Source organism: Streptomyces sp. NPDC016562, assembly GCF_043076955.1.
Lineage (GTDB): Bacteria > Actinomycetota > Actinomycetes > Streptomycetales > Streptomycetaceae > Streptomyces.
On sequence record NZ_JBIBRZ010000005.1, the window covers coordinates 18,543 to 30,437 of the forward strand.

General features: G+C 71.9%; 8 protein-coding genes. 6 read left to right on the forward strand and 2 right to left on the reverse strand.

Features of this window, described 5'->3' with window-relative positions; translation table 11 throughout:
* Window positions 1-9: 9 nt before the first annotated feature.
* Window positions 10-1,392 carry an FAD-binding protein gene (locus ACF059_RS21790; RefSeq protein WP_392059608.1) on the reverse strand — a complete coding sequence of 461 codons (1,383 nt, stop codon included), beginning with the start codon at window positions 1,390-1,392 and terminating at the stop codon, window positions 10-12.
* 105 nt (window positions 1,393-1,497) lie between these two features.
* Window positions 1,498-3,309, reverse strand: coding sequence for a glycoside hydrolase family 15 protein (locus ACF059_RS21795; protein WP_361948274.1), 1,812 nt, complete (start codon window positions 3,307-3,309; stop codon window positions 1,498-1,500).
* Window positions 3,310-3,808: 499 nt separating this feature from the next.
* On the opposite strand from ACF059_RS21795, the gene ACF059_RS21800 reads away from it, so the two are divergent.
* The 6 genes from ACF059_RS21800 to ACF059_RS21825 all read left to right on the forward strand — a co-directional run bounded on the left by ACF059_RS21800 (window position 3,809) and on the right by ACF059_RS21825 (window position 11,584).
* Entirely contained in the window at window positions 3,809-5,446 is a 1,638-nt protein-coding gene (locus ACF059_RS21800; RefSeq protein WP_392059611.1) for a CTP synthase, read from the forward strand.
* An 82-nt stretch (window positions 5,447-5,528) separates the two neighbouring features.
* The gene (locus ACF059_RS21805; RefSeq protein WP_392060321.1) at window positions 5,529-6,161 is read left to right on the forward strand and encodes an NUDIX domain-containing protein; all 633 of its coding nucleotides are present in this window, start codon (window positions 5,529-5,531) and stop codon (window positions 6,159-6,161) included.
* A 140-nt stretch (window positions 6,162-6,301) separates the two neighbouring features.
* Window positions 6,302-8,266 (forward strand): tetratricopeptide repeat protein, encoded by a 1,965-nt coding sequence (locus ACF059_RS21810; RefSeq protein WP_392059614.1) that lies wholly within the window; start codon window positions 6,302-6,304, stop codon window positions 8,264-8,266.
* A 152-nt stretch (window positions 8,267-8,418) separates the two neighbouring features.
* Window positions 8,419-9,534, forward strand: a complete 1,116-nt coding sequence (gene ald, locus ACF059_RS21815; protein WP_385394579.1) for an alanine dehydrogenase — start codon at window positions 8,419-8,421, stop codon at window positions 9,532-9,534.
* A gap of 482 nt (window positions 9,535-10,016) precedes the next feature.
* Window positions 10,017-11,054 carry a ParA family protein gene (locus ACF059_RS21820; protein ID WP_229340921.1) on the forward strand — a complete coding sequence of 346 codons (1,038 nt, stop codon included), beginning with the start codon at window positions 10,017-10,019 and terminating at the stop codon, window positions 11,052-11,054.
* Window positions 11,039-11,584 carry a hypothetical protein gene (locus ACF059_RS21825; RefSeq protein ID WP_392059618.1) on the forward strand — a complete coding sequence of 182 codons (546 nt, stop codon included), beginning with the start codon at window positions 11,039-11,041 and terminating at the stop codon, window positions 11,582-11,584. The genes ACF059_RS21820 and ACF059_RS21825 overlap by 16 nt, the downstream gene beginning before the upstream one ends.
* Window positions 11,585-11,895 lie beyond the last annotated feature (311 nt).

The following is an 11,895-nucleotide window of genomic DNA, read 5'->3' on the forward strand; positions in this document are numbered from 1 at the left end:
GGCGGGGGGTCACAGGGGCCGGACGTTGTGGTTGAAGCGGAAGACGTTGTCCGGGTCGTAGCGCCGCTTCAGCTCGCCCAGGCGCCGCATGTTCTCGGCGCCCAGGCCCGCGACCACCCGCTCGCCGCCCTCGTCCCCGGTGAAGTTGAGGTAGACCGCGCCGGTGCTCCACGGCTGGACGTCGGTGCGGACGTCCTTGACCCACTGGCGGACCCGCTCGTCGTCCTCGGGTGCCTCCCAGACGCCGAACGGGTGCACCGCCCAGGGTGCGTCGCGGAAGGCGACCGGGTAGTCGGCGGGCCCCGAGGCGATCGCGCCGCCCTGCGGCCAGACCACGTGCTGGGTGCCGGTCGGCACCGGCATCGAGTCGGCGCGGGCGCAGAACACGTCGACGAACGCGTCGGGCGCCCCGGTGAGGTACTCCGCCGACCAGTAGTTCCGCATGCCCGGCGGGTCGTCGATCATGCACTGCAGATCGGCGTAGGGGATGGCCGTGACCATCTCCACCTCGTGGGGGATCGCCAGCAGCGGCCCGGCCAGCTTGCGCATCTCCTCCTCGGGGCCCGCGTAGGTCAGGAGCGCGCCCGCCAGCAGCTTCCCGACCAGGTGCGGGGGCACGAACTCCTCGGGCGGGCCGGTCAGGTAGATCGCGCCGCCGGAGGCCTCGACGGGGCCCGCCTCGATGACGTCCCGGTACGTCCGGACCACCTCGGGGCCGCGCTCCGGCAGGTACAGCAGGAACGCGATCGACATGGCGGGCAGTTCGTGCAGCCGCAGGGTCAGCGAGGTGGCGATGCCGAAGTTCCCGCCGCCGCCGTGCAGCCCCCAGAACAGCTCGGGGTGGTCCTGCGCCGTCGCGTGGATCAGCTCGCCGTCGGCGGTGACCAGCTCCACGCCCAGCAGGTTGTCCACCGCCAGCCCGAACTTCCGGTCCAGCCAGCCCGTGCCGCCGCCCAGGACGAAGCCGCCGACCCCGGTGGTGGAGGCGCGGCCGCCGGTGGTCGCCAGCGCGTACGGCTCGCAGGCCCGGTCCAGATGGCTCATCGTGGCGCCGCCCTCGACGTGGACCGCCCGGGCCGCCGGGTGGACCGTCACCTCGTGCATCCGGCGCAGGTCCACGACCAGGCCGCCGTCGCACAGGGACATGCCGGCGACGCTGTGCCCGCCGCCGCGCACGGCGATCTTCAGGTCCAGCTCCCTCGCGAACCGCACGGCGGTCACCACGTCCGCCGAGCTCTCGCACTGGGCGATGACGGCGGGCCTGCGGTCGATCATCGCGTTGAAGACCGTCCGGGCCTCGTCGTACCCGGGATCGTCCGGGGCGAAGACGTCACCGGCCAGATCCTCGCGGAGTGCGGCCAGCGCCGTACCCGCCTTCGAGAGGGGCGCCATGGCCTCCCCCTTCCGAGAAGGGCGTAGGACCCTTCCAGCGTAGGCGGGGGAGATCATTGCGGCGCGTCGGGCACCCGGCCGTGCGCAGGGTGCCCGCGTCCGGCACTAACCGCCGTACGCCCCGCTCGCGGTCAGCCGCAGCGCCGTGTCGATCAGGGGGACGTGGCTGAAGGCCTGCGGGAAGTTCCCGACCTGCCGCTGGAGCCGCGGGTCCCATTCCTCCGCCAGCAGCCCCAGGTCGTTGCGGAGCGCCAGCAGCCTCTCGAAGAGCCGCCGCGCCTCGTCGACCCGCCCGATCATCGCCAGGTCGTCGGCCATCCAGAACGAGCAGGCGAGGAAGGCCCCCTCGTCCCCCTGCAGGCCGTCCACACCGGCCTCGTCGCCGGCCGTCGGGTAGCGCAGGATGAAACCGTCGGGCGTGGACAGCTCGCGCTGGATCGCCTCGATCGTGCCGATGACCCGCTTGTCGTCCGGCGGCAGGAAGCCCATCTGCGGGATCAGCAGCAGGGAGGCGTCCAGCTCCCTCGACCCGTAGGACTGGGTGAAGGTGTTGCGCTCCTTGTCGTAGCCCTTCTCGCACACGTCCTGGTGGATCTCGTCGCGCAGCTCGCGCCACCGCTCCAGCGGGCCGTCCGCGTCGCCGCTCTCGATCAGCTTGATCGTGCGGTCCACGGCCACCCAGGCCATCACCTTCGAGTGCACGAAGTGGCGGCGCGGGCCGCGCACCTCCCAGATGCCCTCGTCCGGCTGGTCCCAGTGGGTCTCCAGGTAGCGGATCAGCTTCAGCTGGAGCAGCGAGGCGTAGTCGCTGCGCGCCAGGCCGGTCATGTGGCCCAGGTGCAGGGCCTCGGTGACCTCGCCGTACACGTCGAGCTGGAGCTGGCCCGCGGCGCCGTTGCCGACGCGGACCGGGCGGGAGTTCTCGTAGCCGGGCAGCCAGTCCAGCTCGGTCTCGCCGAGCTCCCGCTCGCCCGCGATCCCGTACATGATCTGGAGGTTCTCCGGGTCACCGGCCACCGCGCGCAGCAGCCACTCGCGCCAGGCGCGGGCCTCCTCGCGGTAGCCGGTGCGCAGCAGCGAGGACAGCGTGATCGCCGCGTCGCGGAGCCAGGTGTAGCGGTAGTCCCAGTTGCGGACCCCGCCGATCTCCTCGGGCAGCGAGGTGGTCGGCGCGGCCACGATCCCGCCCGTGGGCCCGTACGTCAGGGCCTTGAGGGTGATCAGGGAGCGGACCACGGCCTCCCGGTAGGGCCCGTGGTAGGTGCACTGGTCGACCCACTCGCGCCAGAACTCGGTGGTCGACTCCAGGGCCGCCTCCGCGTCCGGGGCCTCCGGGGCGCCGCGGTGCGAGGGCTGCCAGCTGATGCTGAAGGCCATGCGGTCGCCGGGCCCGACGGTGAAGTCGGAGTACGTCGTCAGGTCCTTGCCGTACGTCTGCGCCTCGGTGTCCAGCCAGACCGAGTCGGGGCCCGCGACGGCGACGGTACGGCCGTCGATCTTGTGCACCCAGGGCACCACCCGCCCGTAGCTGAAGCGCATCCGCAGCGCCGAGCGCATCGGGACGCGCCCGCTGACGCCCTCCACGATGCGGATCAGCTGCGGCGCGTGGTGCTCGCGGGGCGGCATGAAGTCGATCACGCGGACCTTGCCGCGCGGGGTGTCCCACTCCGACTCCAGCACCAGCGAGTCGCCGCGGTAGCGGCGGCGGGTGGCGAGCGGGGCCTCGGCGCCCGCCGGGTAGGCGGGTCCGATCCGCCAGAACCCGTGGTCCTCGGTGCCCAGAATGCTCGCGAACACGGCGTGGGAGTCGAAGCGGGGCAGGCACAGCCAGTCCACCGCCCCGTCCCGGCAGACCAGTGCGGCGGTCTGCATGTCCCCGATCAGTGCGTAATCCTCGATGCGCCCGGACACGTGCATCTCCAGTCGAACGGCCACGTCCGCCCCGAAGGGCGCTTGCATTGCGCGGTTGCGCGGTCTCCTGTGTGCAGGGATCCCCGCGTGAGCCATGATTCCGTATATCGGCTCGGCTAGGCCGTCTGACGGACTGCCCGGCGCTGATGTGTGCAATATCCGAGCAGGATATGACGGCCCACCCTAGTGATCTCCGCGGGCCGGGCAAGAATGCGGCTGGGCCGAACGGGTGAGCCCGCGACGCGTCGGCTCAGCGGGCCCCGGCGGGGCCCGGCCGAGGGGGCCGCGCCGCGTGGCCGGAGGCGGACCGGCCCGGGCGCTGATAGGCTGGTACCCCGTGGACCGGTGGTCTGCCTGTGCGAATCAGGAGCCCCGAAACCGCAGCTTCGGCGCCCCCTGAGACCCTTCCGGATCGAGGGTGGCCGGCGCCGGACGCACCTCACCTCGCGACCACGGGAGCCCCCTCTTGGCGACGCCGCCCGCTGCTTTTCGAAACAGCACAGCCATGACGACCAAGCACATCTTCGTCACCGGGGGTGTCGCTTCGTCCCTCGGCAAGGGTCTGACGGCCTCCAGCCTGGGTGCGCTGCTGAAGGCGCGCGGCCTGCGGGTCACGATGCAGAAGCTCGACCCGTACCTGAACGTCGACCCCGGCACGATGAACCCGTTCCAGCACGGCGAGGTGTTCGTCACCAACGACGGCGCCGAGACCGACCTGGACATCGGCCACTACGAGCGCTTCCTCGACGTCGACCTCGACGGCTCGGCCAACGTCACCACCGGCCAGGTCTACTCGACGGTCATCGCCAAGGAGCGGCGCGGCGAGTACCTCGGTGACACCGTGCAGGTCATCCCGCACATCACCAACGAGATCAAGCACCGCATCCGCCGCATGGCGACCGAGGACGTCGACGTCGTCATCACCGAGGTCGGCGGCACCGTCGGCGACATCGAGTCGCTGCCGTTCCTGGAGACCGTCCGCCAGGTCCGCCACGAGGTCGGCCGCGACAACGTCTTCGTCGTGCACATCTCGCTGCTGCCCTACATCGGCCCCTCCGGCGAGCTGAAGACCAAGCCGACCCAGCACTCGGTCGCGGCCCTGCGCAACATCGGCATCCAGCCCGACGCCATCGTGCTGCGCGCCGACCGCGACGTCCCCACCTCCATCAAGCGCAAGATCTCGCTGATGTGCGACGTGGACGAGGCCGCCGTGGTCGCCGCGATCGACGCCAAGTCGATCTACGACATCCCGAAGGTGCTGCACACCGAGGGCCTGGACGCGTACGTCGTGCGCAAGCTCGACCTGCCCTTCCGCGACGTGGACTGGACGGTGTGGGAGGACCTGCTCGACCGGGTCCACAACCCCGACCACGAGGTCAAGGTCGCGCTCGTCGGCAAGTACATCGACCTGCCCGACGCCTACCTGTCGGTGACCGAGGCGCTGCGCGCCGGCGGCTTCGCCAACAAGGCCCGCGTCCAGATCAAGTGGGTCACCTCCGACGACTGCAAGACCCCGGCGGGCGCCGCCGCGGTGCTCGGCGACGTGGACGCGATCTGCGTGCCCGGCGGCTTCGGCGACCGCGGTGTCAACGGCAAGGTCGGCGCGATCACCTACGCCCGCGAGAACAAGGTCCCGCTGCTCGGCCTGTGCCTGGGCCTGCAGTGCGTGGTCATCGAGGCCGCGCGCAACCTGGCGGGCATCGAGGACGCGAACTCCACCGAGTTCGACGCCTCCACCCCGCACCCGGTCATCTCGACCATGGAGGAGCAGCTGGCCTTCGTCGAGGGCGCGGGCGACCTGGGCGGCACCATGCGCCTGGGCATGTACCCGGCGAAGCTCGCCGAGGGATCCATCGTGCGCGAGGTCTACGGCGACCAGGCGTACGTGGACGAGCGCCACCGCCACCGCTACGAGGTCAACAACGCCTACCGCGGCGAGCTGGAGAAGAAGGCGGGCCTCGTCTTCTCCGGGACCTCCCCCGACAACAAGCTCGTCGAGTACGTCGAGTACCCCCGCGAGGTGCACCCCTACCTGGTGGCCACCCAGGCCCACCCGGAGCTGCGCTCGCGCCCGACGCGCCCGCACCCGCTGTTCGCGGGTCTGGTCAAGGCGGCCGTGGAGCGGCAGCAGTCCGCGAAGTGAGCGCCTGACCGCATAACGTAGACAGCCGGGGCACGGATCGTGCCCCGGCTGTCGCGTTTCTCGGGAAGGTACGGCCATGGCCATGGGCAACGACATCGCGGACACACCGGAGGAGTGGGAGGTCGTCGCTTCGCGCACCCCCTTCCAGGGGGCGAAGACGGCGGTGCGCTCCGACCAGGTCCGGATGCCGGACCGGTCCGTCGTGCGGCGCGACTACCAGGCGCATCCGGGATCGGTCTGCGTCCTGGCCCTCGACGAGGAGCAGCGGGTGCTGGTCCTGCGGCAGTTCCGCCACCCGGTGCGCCACCGCCTGTGGGAGCTGCCGGCCGGGCTGCTGGACGTGCAGGGGGAGAACCCGCTGCACGCCGCGCAGCGGGAGCTGTACGAGGAGGCGCACGTCAAGGCGGGGGACTGGCGGGTGCTGGCCGACTTCTTCTCCTCGCCCGGCGGGTCGGACGAGGCGGTACGGATCTTCCTGGCGCGGGACCTCTCGGAGGCCGAGGGGGAGCGGTACGTGGTCTCCGAGGAGGAGGCGGACATGGAGATCGCCCGTGTCCCCCTCGGGGACCTGGTGGCCGGTGTCCTGGCGGGCAGGCTGGGCAACCCGGGTCTGGTGACGGGGGTCCTCGCCCTTTCCGCGGCGATGGCGGGCGAGGGCCTGGAGGCCCTGCGGCCCGCTCAGGCCCCCTGGCCGGCCCGGCCGTACGAGGCGTAGCCGCCCGGCGCGGCGCCGCCGCGCCCAAAAATGGGACCATCTACTGATCCGATCAGGCGATATGTCCGCCGCGCTCCACCCTGGTCGTCGCTCTGCGTGAACTACGCTCGCCATCCGAAGGCAGGGAGAGGAGCGGATCCGTGACGGTTTTCGTCGGGCGGCGGCGTGAGCTCAAGGAGCTCCGCGAGGACATCGCGCGGACCGGGCTCGACACCCTCTCCGGCCGCAAGGCCAAAGCGCCCCGGGCCCGGGTCCTGCTCGTCGCCGGGCGGCCCGGATCCGGGCGGACCGCCCTGGCCGAGGCGTTCGTGCGCGAGGTCGCCGGGGAGTACCCCGACGGCGTGCTCCGGACCCGGCTGACCACTCCCGGCGGGGAGGGCGTGGCGACCGAGCGGGCGGTGCGCGGCCTGCTGGAGGAGCTCGGGCAGCCCACCCCGCCCGGCGCCGGCGAGGACGAGCTGAGCTCCGCCCTGCGCACCGCGCTCGACGGGCGCCGGGTGATCATCCTGGTCGACGACGCCGCCGACCCGCACCAGGTCGACGCCCTGCTGCCGGACACCCCCGAATGCCTCGTCGTGGTCACCGCGGAGGGGCCGCTCACCGGGATCCCGGACGTGCGGCCCTGCACCCTCGGCGGGCTCGACACACCGTCGGCCGTGGAGCTGCTCGCCCAGCGCATCGGCGACACCCGCGTCACCGCCGACCCCCGCGCCGCCGAGACCCTCGCCGAGGAGCTGGGGGGCCAGCCCGCCGCGCTCGGCCTCGTCGGCGGATGGCTCGCCGCCCACCCCAAGGCCTCCGTCTCCGACCTCGCCAAGCAGCTGCACGACATGCCGGCCAGCACCGGCGGCCCGCTCGCCCGGGGATTCCGGCTCGTCTACGAGTCCCTGCCGCAGCCCGCCCAGCGGACCCTGCGCCTGCTGCCCCTGGCCCCCGCCGGGATCATCGACTCGCACACCGCCTCCGCCCTCGCCGGCTGCTCGGTGGCCGCGGCCCAGTCCACGCTGGACGACTTCGCCGCTCTGGGCCTCGTCCACCACGCGGCCGACGGGCTGTTCCTGCTGCCCGGCTGCCTCGCCCCGCTGCTCCAGGCACTGCTCCAGGCGAAGGAACGCCCCGCCGAGGTCCAGCTCGCCCGGGCCCGGATGCTGGAGCGCACCGTACGGCTGCTGCACTCCTGCCGGGCCACGGCCGCACCGGAGGAGGAGGGGGCGCGGGAGCTGCTGGACGGGCTGCCGCGCGCCCTGCGGTTCCCCGACCGGCGGGCCGCCGCCATCTGGCTGGACACCCGGCTGCCCGCGCTCAGCGCGGCCGCTTCGCTGGCCGTGGCCGACGGGGAGCTGGACACCCTGGCCCGCCGGCTGGTCGCAGCGCTCGTACGGGCGCTCGCCGAGCACCGCGGCACGGCCGCGGCCGCCCCCGAGCTGTACGGGCTGCACCGCCTGGTGCTGGGCGTGGCCGAGCGCCGCGAGCTGCACCGGGAGCAGGCCGCCGCACTGCTGAACCTGGCCGACCTGGACGCCGAGACCGGCCGGACCCGGGAGGCGCTGGAGCGCTACCGGGCCGCGCTGGACGCCGGACGGGCCGCGAACGACCCGTACGCGACGGGCCGCGCGATGGAATCCGTAGGGGGCGCCCACCAGGAGCTGGGGGACTGGCACCGGGCCTCCGACTGGTTCGGCCGGGCCCTGTCCCAGGCCCTCGCGCGGGGGGAGCGCGCGGACGAGGCGCGGCTGTACGGGCGACTGGGGAACGTGTACACGTACGCGGGCCGGTACGGGGACGCGCTGCGCAGCTGGCGGGCGGCCGCCGCCGGCTACCGGAAGCTGGCCGATGTCCCGGGCCAGGCAAAGGCGTTGAGCGAGATGGCGCGGGTCCAGGAGTACGCCGGCCGGCCCGAGGAGTCGCTGCACACCTGCCGCGAGGCGGTGGAGCTGGCGCGCCGGGCCGGGGACCTGCGCCTTCAGGCCGCGCTGCAGGTCCGGCTGGCCGACACGCTGGACCGGCTGGGGGACCCCGCGGCAGCCAGGCTGCACCGGTCCGCGGCCGACAGATTGCTGGGAGACGACCCCGCAGCCTGCGAAATCCGCAGTGGATCCGACTAAGATTATTTGTTTGCAAGGCTAGACACGAGTTCATCCTTCATTAAACTGGGTTCACCACGTCATCCCGTGGTGCATCCCGTTGCGCGTTCTTGTGGGCGGGTATGTATGGAAGTGCCCCATAATTTCCCCTGAGCCAAGGACCGTGATCGACGATGAAGGTCGGCATCCCCCGCGAGGTCAAGAACAACGAGTTCCGCGTGGCCATCACCCCCGCCGGTGTCCACGAGCTCGTCCGTAACGGCCACCAGGTCTTCATCGAGCAGAACGCCGGTGTGGGTTCCTCGATCACGGACGCCGAGTACGTCTCGGCCGGCGCCGAGATCCTCGGCACCGCCGACGAGGTGTGGGCCACCGCTGACCTGCTGCTGAAGGTCAAGGAGCCGATCGCGGAGGAGTACCACCGCCTCCGCAAGGACCAGACCCTCTTCACCTACCTGCACCTGGCGGCCTCCCGCGAGTGCACGGACGCCCTGCTGGAGTCCGGCACCACCGCCATCGCCTACGAGACGGTCGAGCTCGCCAACCGCGCGCTTCCGCTGCTCGCCCCGATGTCCGAGGTCGCGGGCCGCCTGGCCCCGCAGGTCGGCGCCTACCACCTGATGCGCTCGGTCGGCGGCCGCGGCGTGCTCCCCGGCGGCGTCCCCGGCACCCACGCCGGCGAGTGCGTCGTCATCGGCGGCGGCGTCTCCGGCTGGAACGCCGTGCAGATCGCCGTCGGCATGGGCTTCCACGTGACCCTGCTGGACCGCGACATCAACAAGCTCCGCGAGGCCGACAAGATCTTCGGCACGAAGATCAAGACGATCGTCTCCAACGCCTACGAGCTGGAGAAGGCCGTCATCGAGGCCGACCTCGTCATCGGCGCGGTGCTCATCCCGGGTGCGAAGGCCCCGAAGCTGGTCACCAACGAGCTCGTCGCCAAGATGAAGCCCGGAAGTGTCCTTGTCGACATTGCGATCGACCAGGGCGGCTGCTTCGAGGACTCCCGTCCGACCACCCACGCCGAGCCGACCTTCCAGGTCCACAACTCGGTCTTCTACTGCGTCGCCAACATGCCGGGCGCGGTGCCGAACACCTCCACCTACGCGCTGACGAACGCCACGCTGCCCTACATCGTGCAGCTCGCGAACCTCGGCTGGGTCGAGGCGCTGCGCCGTGACCCCGCGCTCGCCCTGGGCCTCAACACCCATGACGGGCAGGTCGTTTACGGTCCCGTCGCCGAGGCCCACGGCCTGGAGACCCTTGAGCTGAGCACGCTGCTCGGCTGAACCGTCAACGACTGACGTCAATCTCACGTATCCGGCCGGACCTTGCCCGCAAGGTCCGGCCGGGCGCGTTTGCGCGGTGCCCGCGGAGCCCGCTCAACTCGCCTCGAACGTAACCCTTTAACCCTTTCGCACACCCGCGAAACTTCGCGGCGACAGCTCGTACGCCCTTGACAGAGTGGTGTTCGGTTGCCGACACATCGTGCCGGGTCCGGCGGATTGTGTTGCCGCTGAGCGGTGACACGCCATAGAGTCGCCAACCGTCGGCATGGTGCCACGCTGACCTATCGATAAGTGTCCTGGTCACGTCCGAGGAGGTAAGACGACTTGTGAATGAGTCGACATTTGCTCCTGGGGGTGGTCGAGCAGGGACGCACCCCCAGCGCCCTGCAGGCGCGGAGGTACCCCCCGAGCGGGCCCAGGGCCCGACCGGGCTCGAAGCGGTCGGCTCCGTCGCAGTACGCACCTTCGCAAACCACCAGCACATGACGACGCCTCAAAAGAGCATGGACGGCCTAGACGTGAACTCCAGGGCCGGCGACCTGAGCGGCGAAAAGCCCGTGGGTTTCGCCGACTACGAAAACGTGCCCGAGGGGCACTTCTACGACCCCGACGCGGAGTACGAACCGGACCCCGAGTACGCGGCCACCCTCGCCCCCGACGCTGCCCGCCAGCGCCGTGAGCGGATCGGCCCGACCGGACGCCCGCTGCCGTACTTCCCGATCCCGGGTCCGCTGACCGACCACGGTCCGGCGAAGATCATCGCAATGTGCAACCAGAAGGGCGGCGTGGGCAAGACCACGTCGACCATCAACCTGGGTGCCGCGCTCGCCGAGTACGGGCGCCGCGTGCTGCTCGTCGACTTCGACCCGCAGGGCGCGCTGTCCGTGGGTCTCGGCGTGAACCCGATGGAACTCGACCTGACGGTCTACAACCTGCTCATGGAGCGGGGCATGTCGGCCGACGAGGTGCTGCTCAAGACGGCGGTCCCCAACATGGACCTGCTGCCGAGCAACATCGACCTGTCCGCTGCCGAAGTGCAGTTGGTCAGCGAGGTCGCGCGCGAGTCCACGCTGCAGCGGGCCCTCAAGCCCCTGATGGCCGACTACGACTACATCGTGATCGACTGTCAGCCCTCGCTCGGTCTGCTGACCGTGAACGCCCTGACGGCGGCTCACAAGGTCATCGTCCCGCTGGAGTGCGAGTTCTTCGCACTGCGCGGGGTGGCCCTGCTGACCGAGACCATCGAGAAGGTGCAGGAGCGGCTCAACCCCGAGCTGGAACTCGACGGCATCCTCGCCACGATGTACGACTCCCGTACGGTGCACAGCCGCGAGGTGCTGGCGCGCGTCGTCGAGGCCTTCGACGACCACGTCTACCACACGGTCATCGGCCGCACGGTGCGCTTCCCGGAGACCACGGTCGCCGGTGAGCCGATCACGACGTACGCCTCCAACTCCGTCGGCGCCGCCGCGTACCGCCAGCTCGCCAGGGAGGTGCTCGCCCGGTGTCACGCCGAGTGAGTCTGCCCGGAGCCGACGAACTGTTCCGTACGACCGGGGGGATGGCACTCCAGTCGTCCTCGCCGCGGCGCGGGGCCGAGGAGTCGCCCGCCGTGGAACACGCGGCCGCCACGGCCGAGGGCGCGGGGCAGGAAGGCCGGAGCCGGGAGGCTGCGGCCGGTACGGAGACCGGCGGGCCCGTGGTGGGACAGCCGCGGCGACCGCAGGAAGGTTCTGTCGGCCCCGCCGGTGCGGCCGGCGGGGCGGGCCCCGGCCCGGGCCCGACGGGCGCGACCCGCCGGGGCAAGGGGCAGGGCCGGGGCGCGAACCGGCGGCCGAGCGGCCGCGAGCGGCACGACGAGAAGATCACGGTCTACGTCTCCGCCGAGGAACTGATGGACCTGGAGCACGCGCGGCTGGTGCTGCGGGGGGAGCACGGGCTGGCGGTCGACCGGGGGCGGATCGTGCGGGAGGCGGTGGCCGTGGTGCTCGCCGATCTCGAATCGCGGGGGGACGCCAGTATTTTGGTGCGGCGGTTGCGCGGCCGCTGAGTGGCCTGCGGCCCGCTCGGTGGTGTCGGCCTTGGCTTGGCGCTGCCTGTTTCGGCTCGGCCCTGTTTCGGGTCGGGCCGTTTCGGCTTCCGGCGGGCGGTGTGCGCGGTCCGGCCTCGGGGCTGGGCGGGTTGCGGGGCCGGCTGCCTCTGGGCCGGGGCCTAGCTGCGGGGCCGGTTGCGAAGGGGCCGGGCGCGCGCCGGGGTGTCTCCTCGGGCGCCGAACGTGGCGAGGGGTCGGGCCGTGCGGCGGCGGTGTGTTCGGCGCCCTGCGGGGACACCCCGCCACACACCCGACCCCGTCGCAACCGG

Bases quoted from the DNA above. Each gene is read 5' to 3' on its own strand.
- ACF059_RS21805 (WP_392060321.1), top strand. From the start codon at position 5,529: ATGGGCAACGACATCGCGGACACACCGGAGGAGTGGGAGGTCGTCGCT.
- ACF059_RS21820 (WP_229340921.1), top strand. From the start codon at position 10,017: ATGACGACGCCTCAAAAGAGCATGGACGGCCTAGACGTGAACTCCAGG.
- ACF059_RS21790 (WP_392059608.1), bottom strand. From the start codon at position 1,392: ATGGCGCCCCTCTCGAAGGCGGGTACGGCGCTGGCCGCACTCCGCGAG.
- ACF059_RS21795 (WP_361948274.1), bottom strand. From the start codon at position 3,309: ATGCACGTGTCCGGGCGCATCGAGGATTACGCACTGATCGGGGACATG.
- ald (WP_385394579.1), top strand. From the start codon at position 8,419: ATGAAGGTCGGCATCCCCCGCGAGGTCAAGAACAACGAGTTCCGCGTG.
- ACF059_RS21800 (WP_392059611.1), top strand. From the start codon at position 3,809: ATGACGACCAAGCACATCTTCGTCACCGGGGGTGTCGCTTCGTCCCTC.